General features: G+C 33.1%; 21 protein-coding genes and 1 tRNA gene. 13 read left to right on the forward strand and 9 right to left on the reverse strand.

What is annotated here, in order from left to right:
* Positions 1 to 24 precede the first annotated feature (24 nt).
* Both CHB81_RS00450 and CHB81_RS00455 read right to left on the reverse strand, forming a co-directional pair.
* Positions 25 to 1,128 carry a glycosyltransferase gene (locus tag CHB81_RS00450; protein WP_089349926.1) on the reverse strand — a complete coding sequence of 368 codons (1,104 nt, stop codon included), beginning with the start codon at positions 1,126 to 1,128 and terminating at the stop codon, positions 25 to 27.
* Positions 1,125 to 2,069, reverse strand: coding sequence for a lysylphosphatidylglycerol synthase domain-containing protein (locus CHB81_RS00455; protein ID WP_089349927.1), 945 nt, complete (start codon positions 2,067 to 2,069; stop codon positions 1,125 to 1,127). The genes CHB81_RS00450 and CHB81_RS00455 overlap by 4 nt, the downstream gene beginning before the upstream one ends.
* A 54-nt stretch (positions 2,070 to 2,123) precedes the next feature.
* On the opposite strand from CHB81_RS00455, the gene CHB81_RS00460 reads away from it, so the two are divergent.
* From CHB81_RS00460 to CHB81_RS00500, 9 genes are all read left to right on the forward strand, one after another.
* On the forward strand, positions 2,124 to 3,932 hold the full coding sequence (locus CHB81_RS00460) for a WG repeat-containing protein (RefSeq protein ID WP_089349928.1): 1,809 nt from the start codon (positions 2,124 to 2,126) through the stop codon (positions 3,930 to 3,932).
* Positions 3,933 to 3,937: 5 nt separating this feature from the next.
* Positions 3,938 to 4,492 carry a crossover junction endodeoxyribonuclease RuvC gene (gene ruvC / locus CHB81_RS00465; RefSeq protein WP_089349929.1) on the forward strand — a complete coding sequence of 185 codons (555 nt, stop codon included), beginning with the start codon at positions 3,938 to 3,940 and terminating at the stop codon, positions 4,490 to 4,492.
* Positions 4,493 to 4,528: 36 nt separating this feature from the next.
* The gene (locus tag CHB81_RS00470; protein WP_089349930.1) at positions 4,529 to 5,425 is read left to right on the forward strand and encodes a DUF6252 family protein; all 897 of its coding nucleotides are present in this window, start codon (positions 4,529 to 4,531) and stop codon (positions 5,423 to 5,425) included.
* Positions 5,426 to 5,430: 5 nt separating this feature from the next.
* Entirely contained in the window at positions 5,431 to 6,567 is a 1,137-nt protein-coding gene (gene hemW / locus CHB81_RS00475) for a radical SAM family heme chaperone HemW (RefSeq protein ID WP_089349931.1), read from the forward strand.
* An 88-nt stretch (positions 6,568 to 6,655) separates the two neighbouring features.
* Positions 6,656 to 7,435 carry a cyclase family protein gene (locus CHB81_RS00480; protein WP_089349932.1) on the forward strand — a complete coding sequence of 260 codons (780 nt, stop codon included), beginning with the start codon at positions 6,656 to 6,658 and terminating at the stop codon, positions 7,433 to 7,435.
* A gap of 101 nt (positions 7,436 to 7,536) precedes the next feature.
* Positions 7,537 to 7,935: a GNAT family N-acetyltransferase gene (locus CHB81_RS00485; protein WP_089350261.1), complete on the forward strand. Its 399-nt coding sequence runs from the start codon at positions 7,537 to 7,539 to the stop codon at positions 7,933 to 7,935.
* The gene (locus CHB81_RS00490; protein WP_089349933.1) at positions 7,932 to 8,282 is read left to right on the forward strand and encodes a DUF4260 domain-containing protein; all 351 of its coding nucleotides are present in this window, start codon (positions 7,932 to 7,934) and stop codon (positions 8,280 to 8,282) included. Before CHB81_RS00485 ends, CHB81_RS00490 begins: the two co-directional genes overlap by 4 nt.
* Positions 8,283 to 8,290: 8 nt before the next feature.
* Complete coding sequence (locus CHB81_RS00495) at positions 8,291 to 8,662, forward strand: MmcQ/YjbR family DNA-binding protein (RefSeq protein WP_089349934.1); 372 nt, start codon at positions 8,291 to 8,293, stop codon at positions 8,660 to 8,662.
* 70 nt (positions 8,663 to 8,732) lie between these two features.
* Positions 8,733 to 9,443, forward strand: coding sequence for a PH domain-containing protein (locus CHB81_RS00500; protein WP_089349935.1), 711 nt, complete (start codon positions 8,733 to 8,735; stop codon positions 9,441 to 9,443).
* Between the two features lie 128 nt (positions 9,444 to 9,571).
* Here the strand turns inward: CHB81_RS00500 and CHB81_RS00505 are convergent, their stop codons facing one another.
* Positions 9,572 to 10,672, reverse strand: coding sequence for a DUF4407 domain-containing protein (locus CHB81_RS00505; RefSeq protein WP_089349936.1), 1,101 nt, complete (start codon positions 10,670 to 10,672; stop codon positions 9,572 to 9,574).
* A gap of 234 nt (positions 10,673 to 10,906) precedes the next feature.
* Between CHB81_RS00505 and CHB81_RS00510 the strand changes: the two genes are divergently transcribed.
* The gene (locus tag CHB81_RS00510; protein ID WP_089349937.1) at positions 10,907 to 13,717 is read left to right on the forward strand and encodes a TonB-dependent receptor; all 2,811 of its coding nucleotides are present in this window, start codon (positions 10,907 to 10,909) and stop codon (positions 13,715 to 13,717) included.
* A 72-nt stretch (positions 13,718 to 13,789) separates the two neighbouring features.
* A complete protein-coding gene (locus CHB81_RS00515; RefSeq protein WP_089349938.1) occupies positions 13,790 to 14,848 on the forward strand; it encodes a phytase in 1,059 nt (352 codons plus the stop codon).
* A 113-nt stretch (positions 14,849 to 14,961) separates the two neighbouring features.
* Here the strand turns inward: CHB81_RS00515 and pckA are convergent, their stop codons facing one another.
* Both pckA and CHB81_RS00525 read right to left on the reverse strand, forming a co-directional pair.
* Positions 14,962 to 16,566, reverse strand: coding sequence for a phosphoenolpyruvate carboxykinase (ATP) (gene pckA / locus CHB81_RS00520; RefSeq protein WP_089349939.1), 1,605 nt, complete (start codon positions 16,564 to 16,566; stop codon positions 14,962 to 14,964).
* Between the two features lie 301 nt (positions 16,567 to 16,867).
* Positions 16,868 to 17,254 carry a DUF423 domain-containing protein gene (locus CHB81_RS00525; RefSeq protein ID WP_089349940.1) on the reverse strand — a complete coding sequence of 129 codons (387 nt, stop codon included), beginning with the start codon at positions 17,252 to 17,254 and terminating at the stop codon, positions 16,868 to 16,870.
* Positions 17,255 to 17,447: 193 nt separating this feature from the next.
* Between CHB81_RS00525 and CHB81_RS00530 the strand changes: the two genes are divergently transcribed.
* Positions 17,448 to 18,812 (forward strand): saccharopine dehydrogenase family protein, encoded by a 1,365-nt coding sequence (locus CHB81_RS00530; RefSeq protein WP_089349941.1) that lies wholly within the window; start codon positions 17,448 to 17,450, stop codon positions 18,810 to 18,812.
* 85 nt (positions 18,813 to 18,897) lie between these two features.
* Here CHB81_RS00530 and CHB81_RS00535 read toward each other — a convergent pair whose 3' ends face one another.
* Both CHB81_RS00535 and CHB81_RS00540 read right to left on the reverse strand, forming a co-directional pair.
* Entirely contained in the window at positions 18,898 to 19,317 is a 420-nt protein-coding gene (locus tag CHB81_RS00535; protein ID WP_089349942.1) for a hypothetical protein, read from the reverse strand.
* A 434-nt stretch (positions 19,318 to 19,751) separates the two neighbouring features.
* Positions 19,752 to 21,140, reverse strand: a complete 1,389-nt coding sequence (locus tag CHB81_RS00540; RefSeq protein WP_089349943.1) for a dipeptidase — start codon at positions 21,138 to 21,140, stop codon at positions 19,752 to 19,754.
* Positions 21,141 to 21,249: 109 nt separating this feature from the next.
* Between CHB81_RS00540 and CHB81_RS00545 the strand changes: the two genes are divergently transcribed.
* Positions 21,250 to 21,331 (forward strand) — tRNA-Leu (locus CHB81_RS00545).
* 196 nt (positions 21,332 to 21,527) lie between these two features.
* Here CHB81_RS00545 and CHB81_RS00550 read toward each other — a convergent pair.
* Both CHB81_RS00550 and CHB81_RS00555 read right to left on the reverse strand, forming a co-directional pair.
* Positions 21,528 to 21,989 (reverse strand): hypothetical protein, encoded by a 462-nt coding sequence (locus CHB81_RS00550; protein WP_089349944.1) that lies wholly within the window; start codon positions 21,987 to 21,989, stop codon positions 21,528 to 21,530.
* 489 nt (positions 21,990 to 22,478) lie between these two features.
* A complete protein-coding gene (locus CHB81_RS00555; RefSeq protein WP_089349945.1) occupies positions 22,479 to 22,712 on the reverse strand; it encodes a hypothetical protein in 234 nt (77 codons plus the stop codon).
* Between the last annotated feature and the right edge of the window lie 48 nt (positions 22,713 to 22,760).

A 22,760-nucleotide genomic window follows, 5' to 3' on the forward strand; every position in this document is an offset into this window, starting at 1 on the left:
TAGGGCTTTTGTTTTCATACAAAGTCACAATTTAAATCTTCTTCCCTTCCATTCATAAAAACCGAACAAACTGTATAAAGCCACAACCGAACTGAAAAAGGGATAAAGCAAACTACTTAATAGTAAACTCTTAATTCTGTTTTTTGTCAAAAATTGATTGGTGATATAAAGCAAAACAAAATCAACTGTAAACTTTAGAAAAGCAAACAATACAAAAAACGGATATGGCAAAATAGCGAAAACAGAAAATAAAAATCCAACAACAAAACTGAGATTACCGAAGAAAACAATTAAACCTAAAACCTTTCCAAAACCACTTTGATATGAACTTGTTTTTGCCGCCCATCGCACTCTTTGATAAAACAAAGATTTCCAGTCTTCAGTTGGTTTTGTAATAACAATTGCCTCTTCTGATTTTAGATAATGAACTTTATCAGGAAATAAACCTGCTGCTTTTTGTAATAAAAAAACATCGTCTCCGCTGGCAATTTTATTGTTTCCATCAAATCCGTTTAGTTTTTCGAACAATGATTTAGTGTATGCAAAATTGGCTCCGTTGCACATAAAAGCTTTCTTAAGCCCAAAACTGCCTATTGTTGCGCCTTGTAAACTCGTTAAATCTAATTGCTGAAAATGATGTAAAAAAGAATTATCACATTCATAAGTAACTGCGCCTGCAAGCATCAAAACATCATTTTTCTGAATGTAATTATCAAACATTAAAAGCCAATTTTCAGGTACAATACAATCTGCATCAGTTGTAATTACCCAATTGGTTTTTATGTGTTGCATTGCTGTTGAAATAGCGTCTTTTTTCGGTGAATTCGAAACCCGAATATTGTCTATTTGTGAAACGTGAAATGCAAAAGGTGAAACACGAAACTTTTCATCCGAATTATCATCCACCAAAATAACTTCGAACAAATCATTAGGATAATTAAGTTCTAAGAAACTCTGCAAAAGCTTGGGTAAATTCTCGGCTTCATTCCGGAACGGAACTATAATTGTAAAACTTGTTTGAGGTTTTAGATCTGTTTTCTGATATTTTTTCACTTTGGTAAAACCATAAATAAGCATTCCGATGCTAAGTATATAAATAGTCAATATGAGAAATAAAACGAAAATCATTCTACCTTTTTCGTTTTAAAATTCAGCACATAATAAGATCCAATAACCACTGGTAAAACCACATTTAGAAACCACATTAAAGTGCTTATAAAAACTACAATCCATTCGTTTACACCTAACTTTTCGAAGAAATAAATGGCAACACTTCCTTTTACAGCAAAGTCTAAAAACTGAAAAGTTGGTAATGATGAAGCCAAAAAATAAACCACGGCAATTGTAGCAATCAAAGTAAAATAAGGCAAGTCGACATCAAAAGCCAAAAACAAAAAGTAATATTGATGTGAGAAAACCAAATAACGTAAAGTTCCTAAAAGAATATTTTTACGATGAATTGGCTTTGGAATCTCATTAATTTTATGCAGTAATTTTTCGATCGAATATCCTTTGATTTTTATCTTCTTCAAAGAGAATAAAACAACAAAAAGCAACACAAAAATCCCGAATAAAATTGCTACTGTTTGCGTCGTTATTACTTCATGTTTTGCATTGAAATACATCAATCCGAAAAGACCAAAAATCACTGTTAGGATCATCTGGATTCCGTTGCAAATCAAGTTCAGGAAAACCACTTTTTTAGCTTCTGATTTTGGATAATACAACGCCTTTCCTGCATACTCTCCTACTCCATTTGGCGTAAAAATTCCCGCCGTTAAAGCTGCCAGAACTTGTTTTGTAGCTTCTCCCAAAGAAATTTCGTGAATGACTTTGGCCAGATTCTGCCATTTCAAAATCTCAAAATAACGGTTCAAAACACTCAAAAGCAATATAAATCCAATCCCTAAAACCGATTGGTTTTTTCGAAACAATGTGATGAACTTTTGCCAATCGAGTTTGTCGTTGTGCGCCAATTGATCATAAATAAAATAAAATGCGCCACCTACAATCAAAAGTTTGATTAGAAGAACCAGGAATTGTTTAGCTTTGTGAGGAATTGAAATCATGCCGCAAAAGTAATCAATTTGAAAATGTGGCAATGAAAATGTGCCAATTAGAAAATGAGTCAATTTTCTAAACTTGAAACCTCAAACAAAAAACACTTGACAAAAGAACGCATCATATTGTCCTTTCTACTTTTGCTGATGTTTGCATGCAATAAGGTTGACAATGACCCGCCAAAACTGTACATCAGAATTATGGGTAAAAATTCCTGGGGATTTAACGATGAAAAAGGGAATTCTATTATCCCATTAGGAAAATATAAATTCTTAAATCCTATTGATGAGAAAGGAATGATTTATGCACAAAAAGGTACTAAATATGGTTACATTGACATTCATGAAAATATAGTTATCCCTTTTGAGTATGATGCTTTAGGTATTTTTTCTGAAGAACTGGCTTTTGTAAAGAAAAACAACAAATACGGATATATTAACAGAAATGGAAAAATTATAATTCCAACTCAATTTGACAACGAGAGTTATTTTCGAAAGACAGGATTGGCACTAGTAAAAAAGGGAAATCTTCAAGGTTTTATTAATAAAAAAGGGAAAGAAATAATTCCGATAATTTATCAAAATGCAGACAATACCACTTTTGACAGTCTGGTCATTTTACGCAAAAATCAAAAATGGGCTTTCTACGATTCTTTTGGAAAACAAAAAACAGATTTTATATACGATGAAATTGCTTTAACCGATATTACTTTAAAAGGAATAGAAGGAGATACTTTCTGGAAAAATGGATTAATTTTAGTTCGAAAAAATGGTCAAACCGGATATTTAGATAAAAATTTAAAAGAAGTAATTCCTTTTGGAAAATATGACTCAGCAGAAGGATTCAATCAAAACAGAATTGCAATTATTTCTAAAAATCACAAATATGGAATCATAAATGAATTTGGAAAAGAAATCCTTAAACCTGAATATGACACATTAGGACATCCTGAAGAAGATTATCATGAATCTGAAATCTTTGAAGGAAAGAATAAAAATTATATCACTTTATTGGATAAACATGGAAATAAAATTTATGATAAAATAAAAGATTATAGTTTTGATTTTAGTCGTCTGGGAAATAAAGTTAAAAGGGTTTATATCATTCGGAATTTAAAAAACCTATACGGTGTAGTTGATGGTGAGGGAAAAGTAATAATTCCTTTTATTTATGATGGAATTCAGGCTTTTAACGGAAACGCAAATACAATAGTTGAACTCAAAAAGAAATTTGGCCTGGTAAACTCTGACAATAAAATTGTTTATCCTATTGAATGTGAATCAATAATGACATGGAAGGATTTAGACTATTACATTATAAACAAGAACAACACAGCTGGAATTATTGATAAAAATCTAAAACCAATTCTAAAATTTGACTATCAGGATTTGTCGCCTTGTTTTTATGATCAAAATCGTTTTATTGCAAAAAAAGATAATAAATATGGTGTAATAGACAGATTAGGACGAACAATTATTCCTTTTGAATATAGTAAAATGTCAAATTGGGTAGAATATGGTCCTGGATCGAATTATCATTTTGTAACTAAAAATAATAAGAATGGTTTGATAACTAAAGAAGGAAAAATTGTTATTCCACCTATTTACGACACTTTATTTTACAACGATGACAACACAATTATTCTCTCTAAAAATGGCAAATATGGCGTTGTAACTATTCATAATAAAAATGTAATTCCTTTTGATTATGAAAAAATCTACACCGATTTAGCCTTTGTACCAAATAAAAATGGAACTGAATTTTATGTTTTAAAAAATGGAAAGTATTTCATTGTAGATAATAAAAACAAAATAATTAAAGCGAATATCTCTAAGAAAGAAGTTGAAGATAAATTCTCTTATTTAAATTAAAGAAATTGACAAAAGAACGCATCATATTAGGCATTGACCCCGGAACGACGATTATGGGTTTTGGATTGATTAAGGTCATCAATAAAAAAATGGAGTTTTTGCAGCTTAACGAATTGCAATTGTCCAAATACGACAATCATTACCAAAAACTAAAAATCATTTTTGAGCGTACCATCGAATTAATCGAAACACATAATCCAGACGAAATTGCGATCGAAGCACCTTTCTTTGGTAAAAACGTTCAATCGATGTTAAAGTTGGGTCGCGCACAAGGCGTTGCAATGGCGGCAGGACTTTCGAGAGATATCCCGATTACAGAATACGAACCAAAAAAGATAAAAATGGCTATTACCGGAAATGGAAACGCCAGTAAAGAACAAGTTGCTAAAATGCTGCAGCAGCTTTTAGGTTTAAAAGAATTGCCTAAAAATCTCGATTCAACAGATGGTTTAGCAGCGGCAGTTTGCCACTTTTTCAACTCTGGAAAAATCGTTGCCGGAAAAAGTTACTCCGGCTGGGATGCATTTGTAAAACAAAATGAAAATAAAGTAAGAAAATAACTATATTTGTCAGAAATAAACCTAACAAATTAACAAATGACAAAAATTAAATTTATTTTATTATTATTGCTTTCTATTTTTACTTTTTCATGTTCATCTGATACCGAAACAGAAACTCCAACAGTTGAATTCACTTTTAGCTATGATGATAAACCTCTTGTAATTTCAGATTTAGAAGCACAAAGAGATGGAGATTTTTTTTCAATATATCAAACAGAATTTACCCATAATTTATCTTTGGCGGCAAGTGCTCCATCTTTCTACTTTCATAAAGACGGAACTTTATTAGGGGCTTCAATTCAGGATTATGCAACTAACAAAATTCTTTCTCCTCCTTTTTATTTTTCAAAAGATCATTTTGAATTTCATATTGAAAATATAGATGAGGCCAATAAAAAATTAAGCATACAATTTAATGGTAAAGTATATGAACACTATTGGGACCAGATTTATCAATTCAATAAAAAATTAAGCGGTACGATATCCATCTCTTATTCAGAAAAAAATCCTATAAATTCTCGCAAAACTTACGGGACGACAATGAAGATAAATAATCAAAATTGGAGAGGTGCAGCCTATATTTGGACAAATGTTTTTGCTAGAGAGAGTTCCATTGTAAAAATTAGTGGAGACAATGAATATAGCATAAGCATTGTAATTCCTAAAGAAAATGCCAAAATTGGAAAATACACTTTTAATAAGAGCTCGGAAATGGATACAGATTATACCATAAATTTTTTCAAGTACCATTCAAATACAATTGGACCGGATGATTACTTTATGGGTCCGGAACAATTTATAACTACTGGAAAATTTGAAATCACAAAAGTAAACATGTCCTATATAGAAGGAACTTTTTCATTTATAGCTGTTAATCCAATAACAAAAGAAAACATAGCAATAACCGACGGAGTCTTTAAAGAAAAACTATAAAACTAATGTCCGGTATCTACATTCATATTCCTTTTTGCAAACAGGCTTGTAACTATTGCGACTTTCATTTTTCGACTTCCATGAAAAAGAAAGATGATATGGTTTTGGCTTTAGCCAAAGAAATAATCTTGCGTAAAAGTGAATTTAAAGATGATGTTGTAGAAACCATTTATTTTGGTGGCGGAACTCCTTCTGTGTTGTCAAATGAAGAAATAAACTTCTTAATTTCTGAAGTTTATAAAAATTATAAAGTTGTAGAAAATCCTGAAATTACACTCGAAGCAAATCCGGATGATTTATCTGCAGAACGAATTCTCAAATTATCTAAAAGTCCAATTAATCGTTTAAGCATTGGGATTCAGTCTTTTTATGAAGAGGATTTGAAGATGATGAATCGTGCTCATAATTCGGCGGAAGCCATCAAATGTTTACAAGAAGCTACTAAATATTTTGATAATATTTCGCTTGATTTAATTTACGGAATCCCGGGATTGACAGATGAAATGTGGAAGAAAAATATTGAAACGGCATTGAGTTTTGGTATTCCGCATATTTCCAGTTATGCTTTGACTGTTGAACCAAAAACAGCTTTAAGAAAATTAATCGATACCGGAAAAATTGCTGAACCACAAGACGAAGTGGCTTCAAACCATTTTATGATTTTGGTCGATACACTCCAAAAAAATGGTTTTATTCACTACGAATTATCGAATTTCGGAAAAGAGAATTATTTCTCTAAAAATAATTCGGCATATTGGTTGGGAAAAAAATATATCGGAATCGGTCCTTCGGCACATAGTTACGATGGAGAAAAAAGAGGCTGGAATATTGCCAATAATTCTCTTTACTTAAAATCAATTCAGGACAACATTCTTCCTATCGAAACCGAAATTCTTTCAAAATCGGATCGTTATAATGAATATATTATGACTGGATTGCGAACAATTTGGGGCGTTTCGTTAGAACGAATTGAAACTGAATTTGGTTTGGAATATTTGAATTATCTCAAAAAACAAAGTCAGAAATTCCTAAATGATGATTTGGTTTCAATTGAAAACAACATTCTAAAACCAACTGCAAAAGGAAAATTTTTAACCGATGGAATTGCTTCAGATTTATTTTATCTAAATTTGGAAGAATAAAAATTGAACGCTGATAAAACGGATGCAAGCAACGCTGATAAATCCGTAAAAATCTGCGTTAGAATATCTGTAAAATCCGCGTTCCATTATGCTAGCATTACTTGACAACAAATATCAAATAGACTTATCAAAACCAATTGATATTTCGATTCCGTTAACCAATACAGACGAAAATCCGATTGCTTGGTATATTGAAAAACCAGTTATTGAACCTGTAGTTTTTGGAGACTGGATTGGGAAAGTTTCTGAAGGAAAATCTTCGACCAATTTCAATAATATTTTCTTCAATCCGCATGGGCACGGAACTCATACGGAATGTTTAGGTCATATTACAAACGATTTTTACAGCATTAATCAATGTTTGAAACAGTTTTTCTTTTTTGCAAAACTGATTACAATTGAACCTGAAAAAATTGATGATGATTTGGTGATTACGAAAGAAAGCATTTCGACTGCGCTCAATGTGACAAACACTTCGACTGCATTTAGTGGAAAAACTGAGGCTTTAATTATCAGAACACTTCCAAATCAGGCAGCTAAAAAGTCACTAAAGTATTCAAACACGAATCCTCCATATTTGTCTGAAGAAGCAGCGATTTTCATCCGCGAAAGCGAAATCCAGCATTTATTGATTGATTTGCCAAGTGTTGACAGGGAACATGATGAAGGAAAACTATTAGCACACAAAGCATTCTGGAATGTAAAAAACACTTTAAACCTAAATTCTGATGCGAGATTAAATGCCACAATTACCGAAATGATTTTTGTTCCTGACGAAATTCAGGATGGCGATTATATACTAAATTTACAAATTGCATCGTTTGAAAATGACGCAAGTCCAAGCAAACCAATTTTATATAAAATTTAAAGTTCGCCACAAATTTCACTAATTTTCCCGAATTATTTTTTCAGCTGGCATATAAAAATTAGTGAAAATTCGTGAAATTCGTGGCAAAAAAACTGAATATTATGATTACCATTTCTACAGATAAAACCAAACTTGACATTCCTTTTATACAAAACTTTTTAAAAGATATTTATTGGGCAGCCGGAAGAACTATTGAGGAAGTGCAAACTACAATTAATGCTTCTGTTTGTTTTGGAATTTATTTAAACGACAAACAAATTGGTTTTGCGCGTGTCATTACTGATTATGTTGTTTTTGGATATGTAATGGATGTTTTTATTACTGAAGAACATCGCGGAAAAGGATATTCGTCTATTTTGATAGAAACTATGATGAATGAACCTATCTTGAAAGAGATTAAAATTTGGAGATTAGCTACAACCGACGCTCATTTTTTATATGAAAAATTTGGTTTTAAACCTTTGGAACATCCAGAGAAAATGATGGAAAAGAAATTATGAAAACAATACTCAAACTTGAAGAATTAGGACTATTTGTTCTCGGAATCTATTTATTTAGTCTCTTAAACTATCAATGGTGGTGGTTTTTGGTTTTGATTTTAGCACCAGATCTTTCTATGATTGGTTATACTTTTGGTAATAAAATTGGTGCTTTTTTGTACAACTTAGTTCATCATAAAGGCATTGCAGTTTTACTTTATATAATTGGCTGTTACTTAAAAATTGAAATCGTTCAGCTTATAGGCATTATTCTATTTTCACATGCTGCAATGGATCGGATTTTTGGTTATGGTTTGAAATATGAAAAGGGATTTAAATACACTCATTTAGGTGAAATTGGTAAATAAAAATTGATATGAATCTAGAAACGTATTACGAATACTGTCTTTCGAAAAAAGGCGTTAGCGAACATTTCCCATTTGATGAAGATACTTTAGTGTTTAAAGTTGGCGGAAAAATATTTGCTTTATCTTCCTTGTCTAAATGGGAAAAGAACGAACCGTCGGTCAATTTAAAATGCGATCCGGAGCGCGCTCAGGAATTAAGAGCCGAATATGATGAGATAAAACCTGGCTTTCACATGAGCAAAGTACACTGGAATACGGTTTCATTAAGCGGAAGTTTATCGACTGCTTTTATCAAAGAATTGATTGATCACTCGTATGAATTGGTTTTCAAAAGTTTGACAAAGAAAATTCAGAATGAAATTATCGAATTAGAAAATTAGGCATTACATTTGCAGCGTAAGATTTAAACTTAACCACTCAATTAATTTGCAACTTAGCAACTTATAGAACATGAAAGAACAATTTAAAAAATTTCTGAACGAAGAACAAGATCCAAAAGCGATTGAAAAAATCACTTCGAAACTCAATGATTTATTGATGAAAAACGAAGAAATTGGTTATATCGCGGTTCAAAAAAAACCTGCAATTACTGTTTTTCCAGATAGCATAATCTTAACCAACAAACGTATCATTATTTGTAAACCTAAGAATTTAGGTCTTTCAATGGATTTTACAGATTATACTTGGGATGATATTGCAAGCACTTTTGTAAAAGAAAATATTTTGGGTTCTGAATTTTCATTTGGAACTACAACTGACCTGACTATTTCGATAGATTATATTCCGAAAACTCAGGCTAGAAAAATTTATACTTATGCTAAAGAACAATTAGATTTACTTAAAAATCCGGTTGTTGCTGAAACTCCGGTTGTAGAAACTGCACAACTTATTGAGGAAGAAGATGATCTTGAAGTTGAAGAAGTTGAAACGGAAGAAGTTATAAATTATGCTGAAATTATGCCAGCGACTACTCCATCTTATACGGAAACTTTTGAACCAATTCAGCCAACTCAACCTTCAACAGGAGATCGTAAATTAAGTGAATTATCTAAAGAAGAACTTTTTGATAAGTTACAGAATTACAAAAAATTACTGGACAACGGATTAATCATGCAAGGTGAATATGATGCGTTCAAAAAAGAAATATTAAGCTATATGTAATTTAGTCTAAAAGCCTAAAGTCATAAAGTTTTTAAAGTAAAAAAGCCAGAATAGAATTTTCTATTTCTGGCTTTCTTTTTTATATAAAGCGATGTACTTTCAGACTTTCGACTTTCAAACTTTAAGACTTAAAGAGTCGCTTTCTGTTTTTCTACAAAACTATTCGATTGCAGTTCTAATAACTCTTTGGCGTTTTTACGTTGTAGATCATATAGACTTTTATCTTCGGCGATATCTGCATAAACTTTGTCGTGCATTTCTGCACTCGTTTTGACTAGTAAATCACGTTGGTATTTGTTTTGCTCCAAAGTTGCTTTCATTGCAGTTTCGGCTTCTTCTTGTTTGAAATCAAATTCGCCTTTTGGAGCTAATAATTTAGCAATAATTGGAGACGTTTCAATAGCCAAAAACAACAACATTATAAAGAATGATGGCAACCAAGGCAATTTGTTTAAGGCATTAATACGCGCCATTAAACCATCAAAACCTTCGATAATTGGTTGTGTTTGCGATACTTTTTTATCTAAATCCGCCTGGAGTTGTTTACCTACTTTTTCTTTCTCTGCAATTTTGGCTTCATTAGTCGTTTTTAAGATTTCAAATTCTTTTAAAGTTGCATCGTGTTTTTCGCGTTTCTCTTTATAAACTGGTCCTTTTCCTAGTTTTTTAGTTCCTGTCGTTCCTTCGGCTTCTGTAATATAGGTCGAATAAAGGGCATTTACTTCTTTTTCTTTTTTCAAAATATCAGCTTTTAAAGCCGCAATCTCAGCTTTGTTTTTATCTAAATCTGATTTGAAATAATTACCAACTTGCTTTTTGTTTGCCAACTCCATTTCGTTTTTTTCTTTCAGCAAAACGGTATTGATTTCTTTTTCGAAAATTTTAATCTCTAATGGTTTCGAAATTACAATTGCAATGATAATCGCTAACATAATTCGAGGTGTCGCTTGCAGAAATTCATCCATAAAACGATCTCTCTTTTTGATAGTAGAAACAATGAATCGGTCCAAATTAAAAATCAATAAACTCCACACAAACCCAAAAATTATGGCTGGATAAATAGAGTCAAAAACAGTAAAAAGCGCATAAGCACTGGCAAGGAAAGCCATAACTGCAGTAAAAAAAACGGTGGCGCCAATACCAACATATTTGGTTTGTTCGCCTTCTGAGCAACCTTCGAGTAAGTCTCGATCGGTCCCGGAACATAGGATAAAAAATTGTTTTAACATGATTGATGATTTTTGATTGTGATTGATAGGGCAAATTTAGCGCCAAAAAATTAATTCTGAGATAAATAGTTGATTTGTTTTTAGTTGCACCTATAAATTTCAGCTTTATTAAATGTTATTTTAACATTAATCTATTTCTAATGTTGAAAGGGAATCATAACACTATGTTAATTTTTTTTAACGCCTTTAATAACATTAAGGTTCTAGTTTCGCAAGAAATCAAACTAAAACACAATGAAAAAAATTTATTTAATAGTAACATTCATGCTTTTAGCCTTTTCAGGTTATGCTCAAAAAGCAATAATCTCAGGAAAAGTACTAGACATTGACGATAAACTTCCTTTGCCGGGAGCGATGATTCAAATTGTAGGAGAAAACAAATACACAGTATCTGATTACAATGGTCGTTTTGAGTTACTTAACATTAATGCAGGAACTTATAAAGTACAAGTAAAATATATAGGATATACAGCAATTAGTCAAGATATTACTGTAGAACCAGGTAAAAATAACGTTCTTGATTTTTCGCTGAAAACATCAGGAACAGAATTGAACGAAGTGGTTGTTGGAGACATTTTAAAAGGTCAGGCAAAGGCGTTGAATCAACAAAAAAACAGTAAAAATATCGGAAATGTAATCTCATCAGATCAAATGGGACGTTTTCCTGATGCCAATGTTGGAGACGCTTTAAAACGTGTTCCGGGTATCACAATGCAAAATGATCAGGGTGAAGCTCGTAATATTATCATTAGAGGTTTGGCTCCGTCATTGAACTCAGTAACTTTAAATGGTGACCGAATTCCGTCTGCTGAAGGAGATAACAGAAACGTACAAATGGATTTAATTCCGTCTGATATGATTTCTACAATCGAAGTAAACAAAACACTAACTCCTGATATGGATGCTGATGCAATTGGAGGTTCTGTGAATTTAGTAACCAGAGCAACTCCAAATGGCGAAAGAATCTCTGCAACACTTGCAGGCGGTTATATGCCAATTCGCGAGCACGCAACTTATACTGCAGGATTGGTGTACGGAAATCGCTTTCTGGACAATAAACTTGGAGCAGTTTTTAGCGGATCTTATAATAATGTAAATTATGGGTCTGACAATATCGAAAACCAATGGGTAAAAGATAAGTTCGGGAATGAATATCTTCAAGCTTCAGAAATTAGAAAATACGACGTACAGCGCATTCGTCGTAGCGGATCTGTGGCGTTAGATTATAAATTTAACGAAAACAACACCATTTTTGCCAATGCTATTTACAATTGGAGAGACGATAGAGAAAACCGTTTCAGAACTACTTACGATGATATTAATCCTATTTATAATGGAGAAGAAATTACAGGCTTTAAAGGTCGTGTAAAACGTCAGACAAAAGGTGGAGTTGACAATGATCGCAACAAAAACAGAAGATTAGAAGATCAGCGCGTTCAGAATTATTCGATTCGTGGAGAACATTTAATCAACTCTAAATTAGATTTAGACTGGTCTGCAAATTATGCTAAAGCCAGAGAATATCGCCCTGAGGAACGTTATATCGAATACCGTCAGAAAGGTCTGGATATGACCGAAGACTTATCTGATTTGAGATTTCCTTTAATTACAACCACCGGAGAATCATTGGATAAATTCAAATTTCAAACGGTTACCGAAAATACAGATGAAACCAGTGAAAGCGAATTTGGAGCAAAAATTAATATTCGTTTTCCTTTCACCATTATTCCTTCTGAAAAGGGAAGATTGAGGACCGGACTTAGACTTCGACTAAAAGAAAAAGAAAGAGATAACAATTTCTACGCTTACACACCAATTAATACTGATATGGCTTTGTTATCGCAAATTCCAAACAGTTATTACGATGGTCAAAACTTTAATCCGGGAAGCAAATATGTTCCGGGAAGTTTCGCTTCGGCTAGTTTTCTTGGAAGTTTAGAGTTAAATAACGCTGCTTTATTTAAAAAATCAGCAGATCCGGCAGAATTTTTAGCAGTAAATTATAATGCTAAAGAAAATATTTATGCCGCTTATGTAAGATGGGATCAGGATTTTAACGACAAACTTTCAATGGTTTTAGGTTTCCGTGTAGAGAATACTCATATTGATTATACCGGAAACAGAGTTTTGGATGAAGAAGAATTAGAAAGTAAAATCAACACTAAAAATTCATACACAAACGTGTTGCCAAGTATTTCTCTTCAATATAATGCTACCAAAGATTTAGTTTTAAGAGCTGCTGCAACAACTGCATTGGCTAGACCAAACTATTACGCATTAGCTCCTTATGTAAATAATATTGCTGCTGATAAAGAAATTACTGCCGGAAATCCAGATCTTAACGCCACTTACTCTTACAACTATGATTTCATGGCCGAGAATTATTTCAAATCTGTTGGTTTAATTTCGGGAGGTGTTTTCTACAAAAGATTAAATGATTTTATCTATAATTATAGCGACAATCAATATGACGCTGCAAAATTTGCTGCTGATTTCCCTAATCAGACAAACCCTATTCCGGTTGGAGAAAAGTGGTCTTTTTTACAATCCAGAAACGGAGACAAAGTTGATGTTTACGGATTTGAAGTGGCGTTTCAACGTCAGTTAGATTTTCTTCCTGGGAAATTCCTTAAAGGATTTGGTATTTATTTGAACTATACTTACACGAAATCTAAAGCAAAAGGAATTGCCGATGAAGACGGAAACGAAAGAAATAATATTAGTCTTCCAGGAACAACTCCACACATGTTTAACGGTTCATTGTCTTGGGAAAACAAACGTTTTTCTGCCAGAGTTTCGACCAACTTCACTTCAGATTATTTAGATGAATTGGGTTCAGAATCTTATAAAGACAGTTATTATGACAAACAGTTTTTCTTAGACGCAAATGCTTCTTTCAAGATTACTCCAAAACTTCGTCTTTTTGCCGAAGCTAACAACTTAACTAACCAGCCTTTACGTTACTACCAAGGAGTTGAGGCGCACACCAAACAAGCAGAGTATTACCAAGCCAGATATAATTTTGGTTTGAAACTTGACTTGTAATAATCAATTTATAAATTCCTTAAATTAGACAGAACTTTACGGTTCTGTCTAATTTATTCAAATGAAATCCTAATGAAAAATAAATGTATAATAGCTTTTTTACTTTTGAGCACTTTATTCATAGCTTGTAAAGACGATAAATTAGCGCCAATCGCTCCAAATGCCGTAAAACCAACAGTAGTTACCGAAGCTTTACCTCACGATACTGATGATCCTTCGATTTGGATTCATCCAACAGATGCGTCTAAAAGTATTATTGTGGGAACGGATAAAGACACGGACGGAGGTTTGTATGCTTTTGATTTAAAGGGAAAAATCGTTGCAAAATCAGAAGTTTTAAAGCGTCCTAACAATGTTGACATCGCATATGGTTTAGTAATCGACGGAAAAAAAGTTGATATCGCGGTAACTACAGAACGTGAATCTAATAAAATAAGAATCTTTAGTTTACCTGATTTAAAACCCATTGACAACGGCGGAATCTCTGTTTTTGATGGCGAAGAATTACGTGACCCAATGGGAATCGCTTTGTACACACGCCCAAGCGATCACAAGATTTTTGCTATAGTGGGAAGAAAATCAGGACCTTCTGGTTCTTATTTATGGCAATACGAACTATCTGGAAATGGAAAATTCGCTACTGCAAAAGTGATTCGTAAATTTGGCGCTTACAGCGGAAAAAAAGAAATCGAAGCCATTGCAGTTGACAACGAATTAGGAACTGTTTTATACTGCGACGAACAATTCGGAATTAGAAAATATAAGGCTGATCCTGCTTTAAATGATAATAAAGAAATTGCTTTATTCGGGAAAACTGGTTTTAAAGCTGATAATGAAGGAATAGCGATTTACAAAAAAACAGATTCTACCGGATATATTTTAGTATCAAATCAGCAAGCGAATACTTTTATGGTTTATCCTAGAGAAGGTGCAAAAGGCAATCCAAACAATTATCCTTTGTTAGCAGAAATTCCAACATCAACAATTGAATGTGACGGAGCCGATGTAACTAGTGTAAACTTAGGTGGAAATTTTAAAAATGGTCTTTTTGTAGCCATGAGCAACGGAATGACTTTTCACTATTATGTGTGGGATTTGATTCAGAAACGTATTGACGAAGCGAAGAAGTAATTTTTGTTTCAGGTTTCAAGTTTCAGGTTCAAACAAAAACTTGAAACTTGAAATAAAACAAAAAAGCTGTTCATCTCTGAACAGCTTTTTTTAATTTGAATTAGTAACTTTCCTTATTCTGTAATCGGTGCGCCAGCCAAAATTTCGGCATTAGCAAATTCTTCAAATTTGGCAAAATTAGCTTTGAATTTTTGAGCCAATTCTACTGCTTTTTTATCGTACAATTCTGGATCTGCCCAAGTATTTCTTGGATCAAGAATTTCATTTGGAACGTTAGGACAACTTTCTGGTTGTGCAATTCCAAATACTTTATGGTTTTTAAATGCTACATTATCCAATTCTCCTTTTAAGGCTGCAGTAATCATAGCACGAGTATATTTCAACTTCATACGGCTTCCTGTTCCGTAAGGTCCGCCTGTCCAACCTGTGTTGATCAACCAAACTTTTACACCAGCATCTTCCATTTTCTTAGTTAGCATTTCTGCATAACGTGTTGGGTGCAATGGCATAAATGGCGCTCCAAAACAAGCCGAAAAGTTAGGTTGTGGTTCTGTTACTCCAGCTTCTGTTCCGGCTACTTTTGCAGTATATCCTGAAATAAAATAATAAGCTGCCTGACCTGGAGTTAATTTTGAGATTGGAGGCAAAATTCCGAAAGAATCTGCCGTTAAGAAAAATATATTTTTAGGATTATGTCCAATAGATCCCGGTTGAATATTATCGATATGTGTTATTGGGTAACTTACACGAGTATTTTGTGTGATTGAAACATCATCATAATCAACTTCGTTTGTTCCTGCTTTGAAAACCACATTTTCTAAAAGAGCTCCTTTTTTGATTGCTCTAAAAATGTCAGGTTCGTTTTCTTCTGTTAAATTAATAACTTTTGCATAACATCCTCCTTCAAAGTTGAAAACAGTATTTTCTGCAGTCCAACCGTGTTCATCGTCTCCAATTAACTTACGTTCCGGATCTGCTGATAAAGTTGTTTTTCCTGTTCCTGATAATCCAAAGAAAATTGCAGTATCTCCAGCCTCACCAACATTTGCACTACAGTGCATTGGTAAAGTATTTTTGAAAACCGGCAAAATGAAATTCAATGCAGAAAAAATTCCTTTCTTCATTTCTCCAGTATAACCTGTTCCTCCAATAAGTGCTATTTTTTTAGTAAAATCCAAGATAGCAAAATTAGACTGACGTGTTCCGTCTACAGCAGGGTCTGCCATAAAACTTGGAGCACAAATTACTGTCCATTCCGGAGTAAAGTTTGCAAGTTCAGACTCTTCAGGTCTTAGAAACATGTTATAGCAAAACAAGTTTGACCAAGCTGTTTCTGTAACAACGCGAACATTTAATCTGTAATTTGCATCTGAACAAACATAAGAATCACGTACAAAAACCTCTTTGTCTGATAAAAACTGAGTTACCTTATTATATAATTTTTCGAATGCTTCTGATGAAAATGGAATATTAACATTTCCCCACCAAACCTGATCTTCAGTAATACTATCTTTTACAATAAAACGATCCTGAGGAGAACGCCCAGTAAATTCGCCTGTATTAATTGCCAATGCTCCTGTAGAGTTTTCAACACCTTGGCCTGATTGCAAAGTAATCGCGTGCAATTCATCCGCAGATAATTGATAGCGAACTTTTGCATTTTCAATTCCTAGTTCTTTTAACGAAATCGATTGCGAGAAAAGTGTGTTAGTGTCCATAAATTTTTAGTTGTGTGTGATATTTAATAAAAAGCAAAATTATAGAATTTATTATTAAACCTTTAAAAATATTTCAATTTCACTTTAATTTATATCAATAAAGTAAAAATTGATCTTTAAAACTAATAAAACAAAAAAATAATTGCTTTTAATTTACTTTCTTATAACCTTATAAATGAATTTGTTACATTTTCTTCTATTTAAAGTAAAAAACAAAATAAATTCACATAAACAAGATTATATGTTATTTATGAGACAAAATTAAAGATTAATTTTTAGATAGAATTTTTTATTCGGGATTTTATGATTTTCTCTTTAAAATCGTAAGAAATAATACCGACCAAGCAATAATTAATAACAAACCTCCTAAAGGAGTTGCGAATACGATAATTTTAAAATCGAACGAAGTAATACTTTTTGTAGACAATAAATAAATCGAACCGCTAAATAGAAGTACTCCTGCAATAACCAAGTTATAAATTGTTTTTAAGGTTTTTTCGGCAAGTTCTTTTCTGGTAGACAAAAAGAATAAAAAGAAAGCATGATACATTTGGTAGCGAACTCCAACTTCAAAAGTATTTAGTTCTTCGACAGATAAATATTTTTTTAATAGATGCGCTCCAAAAGCTCCTAAAACAATAGCTAACATTCCGATAAAAGCGCCTGTCAAAACAATTCTTCTTTCCATAGTTTCTATACTTTTCAATTTTTCAAACAAAAATACTTCAATAGAAATTAAAAAGCTTTTTACTTTTCAAAAATCTTTCATTAAAAGGAAATCCGCCACATTTTAGCAGTAAAATAAAAAATAATGTATTTTTAGTAAATTAAAATTGTTACATATATAACATTTTAATATATTTGTGTTATAAATTTAAAGCATGAGAAGCATTTTAATTATTGGAGCAGGCAGATCTGCATCATCGTTGATACGATATTTGTTATCAAAATCTGAGAGTGAAAATCTACATCTTATAGTAGCTGATCTATCTTTGGCTCTAGCCGAAAAAAAGACACAGAACCACCCAAATGCAACTCCAATAGCTTTAGACATTTTTAATGCTCCCGAAAGAAAAGCTGCTATAGAAAAAGCTTCTATTGTAATCTCGATGTTACCGGCACATTTGCACATTGAAATTGCCAAAGATTGTTTAGAATTTAAAAAACATCTTGTAACTGCATCTTATATAAGTGATGCAATGCAGGTATTAGACGAAGAAGCAAAGAAGAATAATTTGATCTTCATGAATGAAATTGGTCTTGATCCCGGGATCGACCATATGAGCGCCATGAAAGTTATTGATGAAATAAGAGCAAAAGGCGGCAAAATGTTGCTTTTTGAATCATTCTGCGGAGGTTTAGTCGCTCCGGAATCTGATAATAATTTATGGAATTACAAATTTACCTGGGCGCCCAGAAATGTTGTTTTGGCGGGTCAGGGCGGTGCTGCAAAGTTTATTCAGGAAGGAACTTATAAATATATTCCATACGGAACTTTGTTTCGCAGAACCGAATTTCTTGAAGTAGAAGGTTATGGCAAATTTGAAGCCTATTCTAACCGCGATTCTCTTAAATACAGATCAATTTACGGTTTAGATGATATCCTGACTTTATATAGAGGAACTATTCGAAGAGTTGGTTACTCTAAAGCATGGAATATGTTTGTACAACTAGGAATGACAGATGACAGTTACATCATGGAAGATTCTGAAAACATGAGTTATCGTCAGTTTGTGAATTCTTTCTTGCCATATCACCCAACGGATTCTGTAGAAATCAAAATGCGATTGATTTTAAAAATAGATCAGGACGATATTATGTGGGACAAACTTCTTGAACTGGATTTATTTAATCATGACAAAAAAGTGAATTTGCCTAATGCGACTCCGGCTCAAATATTAGAAAAAATACTTTCGGACAGTTGGACTCTGGAACCAAACGATAAAGATATGATTGTAATGTATCATAAGTTTGGTTTTGAAATCAATGGCGAGAAAAAACAAATAGACTCAAAAATGGTTTGTATTGGCGACGATCAAACGTATACTGCAATGGCAAAAACGGTTGGATTACCGGTTGCAATGGCGACATTATTGATTTTGAATAAAAAAATTACAACTCCCGGCGTACAGCTTCCGATAAAGGAAGAAGTATATCAACCAATTTTGAAGGAGTTAGAAGAATATGGGGTTGTTTTTAATGAACAAGTTATGCCCTATTTTGGTTACAATCCAGATTTGTTCTAAGATTTGGATTGTTTGTTTTTTAGAATTTTTTTTTAGTTTTTTATTTATCCGCTTCTGGAATCCAGAAGCGGATTTTTTTTATCTGTCAGAAATCTTTTTCCGAAATTAATTTACCATTATCGTACTGTCTGACTTCGGTTAATTTTCCTTTATCCGAATAAAATTTCCACGATCCAAAATAAAACCAATGGGTTTCAATCGAATCAATTTCAACTTTAGTCTTTCCTTTTGATTGTAATTTTCCGTTCTCGAAATAATATTTTACGATACAAATCCCGTTTTTATATTTTTCTGTTTTGTAAATTTTCCCGCTGTTGTAGGTTTTCCATTTTTTGACAGGTTTGTCGTGTTTGTAGTATTCATACGATTTGATATTCATTCCGTCATCTGTATAATCGTCAACCCACTTACCCTCTTTTTTATGATCAATTTTCTGATTAACCAGTTTGCTTTTACAACTCAAAAGCAATATTCCGCAAAACAAGATTAAAAAAAGTTTTTTCATAAGTACGATCTGGAAGTTATATTACAAACGTAAGATTTTTACTTAACATGAAAGAAAAAGTTGCAAAAAAATTCGGCTAAAGCCCATTTCTTTTCTCTAAAAATTCCCTGGTTAAAACTAAGGGCTATTCAATTTTAATGCAAAAAACCTTTGAACCTCTGCTCCTTTGTCTCTTTGCACCTCTCTTCCGCGTTAAGAATTGAGGCGGTATCTCCGGATTTAGAAAAACAAGGCATTTTTGCCGTAGTTTTTGTTAATCGGGAATATAGCCGAAAGCCCGTCCGCCGCGGCGGATAACGCCCATAAAAAAAATCCGCTCATTTCTGAACGGATTTTGAATTGTATTTCTCGACTTTATCTTTGTTAAAGTTTAAAACTTTAACAAAAATCTAAACCTCAAAAACTTTGTGCCTTAGCGCCTTGGTGGCAAAATATTACTTACTTAATTCTACAAAATATTTGTAAAACAACGGAATAGTTTCGATTCCTTTTAAGTAATTGAAAATTCCGAAATGCTCATTTGGTGAGTGAATTGCATCAGAATCTAAACCGAAGCCCATTAAAATGGTTTTGCTTTTTAGTTCTTTTTCGAACAAAGCTACAATTGGAATACTTCCGCCTGAACGAACCGGAATTGCCGGAACTCCAAAAGTTTCTGTATAGGCTTTGTTTGCTGCCTTATACTCAATACTGTCAATTGGCGTAACATAACCTTGCCCGCCGTGATGTGGTGTTACTTTTACGGTAACTCCAGCCGGTGCAATACTTAGAAAATGTTTCGTAAAAAGTTCTGTGATTTCATGCCAATCCTGATTTGGAACCAAACGCATGGAGATTTTCGCAAATGCCTTGCTCGCAATAACGGTTTTTGCACCTTCGCCTTGATATCCGCCCCAGATTCCGTTTACGTCTAATGTTGGGCGAATTGAGTTGCGTTCATTGGTTACATATCCTTTTTCGCCGTAAATATCGTTTAGGTCTAAGGCTTTTTTATATTTTTCAAGGCTGAAAGGCGCTTTTGCCATTTCGGCTCTTTCTTCAAGAGATAATTCCTGTACTTTATCATAAAAACCAGGAATAGTAATATGATTGTCTTCGTCATGCATTGAAGCGATCATTTTTGCCAAAACATTGATTGGGTTTGCCACTGCTCCACCGTATAAACCGGAGTGCAAATCGCGGTTTGGACCTGTAACCTCAACCTCAACATAACTCAAACCACGTAAACCTGTCGTGATCGATGGTTGTTGGTTCGAGATCATTCCGGTATCTGAAATTAGAATTACGTCGTTTTTCAGTTTTTCCTGATTGCGTTCTACAAACCAAGCCAAACTTGCAGAACCTACTTCTTCTTCGCCTTCAATCATGAATTTTACATTACAAGGCAAAGTATTGGTTTGCACCATAAGCTCAAGCGCTTTTACGTGCATGTACATTTGCCCTTTGTCGTCGCAAGCGCCACGAGCAAAGATTGCGCCTTCTGGGTGAATTTCGGTCTTTTTAATTACGGGTTCGAATGGTGGCGATGTCCATAATTCGATTGGATCTGGTGGTTGAACATCATAATGTCCGTAAACAAGAACTGTTGGTAAATTTGGGTCGATTATTTTCTCTCCATATATAATTGGATACCCCGGAGTATCACAAATTTCGACTAAATCGCAGCCTGCTTTTGATAAACTTTCCTTTACTGCCTCGGCAGTATCGATAACATCTTGCGAATATGCAGTGTCGGCACTTACCGACGGAATTTTTAATAATTCGATCAACTCATTGATAAAGCGATCTTTATGTTGTTGAACGTAGGACTTAATATTTTCCATTGAAATAATTTTTATAGAAATTCAAAAATACAAAAAAGAGAATTAATATTTTTTTTCAAAAAATGCTTTGAAATATAGAAGTTATGTTTATCTTTGCACCCACAATTGAGCGGATATGGTGAAATTGGTAGACATGCCAGACTTAGGATCTGGTGCCGCAAGGCGTGTAGGTTCGAGTCCTATTATCCGCACTGAAAAAAGCTTCTGAGAAATCAGAAGCTTTTTTGTTTTATGGCTTTCGCCGAATTTTACCAGTATTTGAACCATATAAGTGATTTAAGTTCATTTTAGTTTCATGTGATTAAATCCTTTTCAAATAACAAAAGCAGTTTAAAAAAGAGGACAATAAAAAACCCGATTACATTTTTTTGTATCGGGCCTAAAGTTTTAGTTCACTTTTTGTACATTATCTATACTAAATAACTTTTGTAAATTTTTTAAAGTAAGCGGACCACCAATATGCTCCACCGATCCGCTTTGCATTGTTATAAACTGAATGCTTTTAGTTCCCATCATTTTATCATAACGAATTGTTACTATATCACCTTTCGAATTTTTATAATCAAAGCTTTCTCCTTTTTTGTATTCAACACTATTCATTGTTTTAAACACCTCATTGTAAATCTCTATCATTTCTGATTTTTTCAATATATAACTCCATCTTACATCACTTTTAGAAGTTCCGTCTGGCATATTTAAGCTATAAATTTCTCCATACTTACGCATTTCCGTAGTCCCCATGTTTACAGAAATCACTTCATCAGGTTTGCTATCTTCAGAATGTCTCACTATTTGTGCGTGAAGATTAAAACCAAAAACCAAAACAACTGCTAATAATAATTTTTTCATTTTTTTTTCTTAATTAATAATACCCAAATGTAATCCCGTGAAAATCATTCATTTTACGACTTTCCGTAAAAGAGTAATTTTATTTAATCAATTGTTTAGGGGAATGATAATTTTGGCTTTCGCCGAAATCACAAAATAGCCCGAATATTTGTCATTTCGACCGAAGGGAGAAATCACAATAGAAACTCCGCATAGAATGTCATTAATTTTTGTCAAATTCTTTGCGAATGACGGATTGAAATCCATCCCTACAATATGTTCCGTTCCTCCGGAACTCTTTATAAAATTCCGAAGGAATGATTTATTTTGTAGCTAGGTCCCGAAGCTTCGTTATCAATCCCTTGAAACGCAACGTAACCCCAATATTGTCATTTCGATCGAAGGGAGAAATCACAATAGAAACTCCGTACAGAATGTCCCCAATCTTTGTCGAATTGCTTGTGTGATTTCTCCCTTCGATCGAAATGACAAACTTTACAAAAACTTCTTTTATTCAACCTCCAAATAAGGATGTAAAATTTCTGCCAATTCATTTAGCCAATAAAAACCCTCTTCTATTTTGGTAATTTGTAATTTAAGAGTTTCATCTTTTCTCATTACTCCCAAAGCAATTACATAATTAAGATTTCGGATTGTTTTTGCCAGATCTTTAGGATCTATCTTGTTTGAAAAAAAATCTATTAATCTGGTTTCGGTTTCTTTTGAAAAACTTTCTGTAGCCATTGTCTTATTTTTTAGATTTAGTAAATATAGTAAATTACACCCATACAT

The sequence above is a fragment of the Flavobacterium sp. ov086 genome (genome assembly GCF_900187965.1).
Classification (GTDB): domain Bacteria; phylum Bacteroidota; class Bacteroidia; order Flavobacteriales; family Flavobacteriaceae; genus Flavobacterium.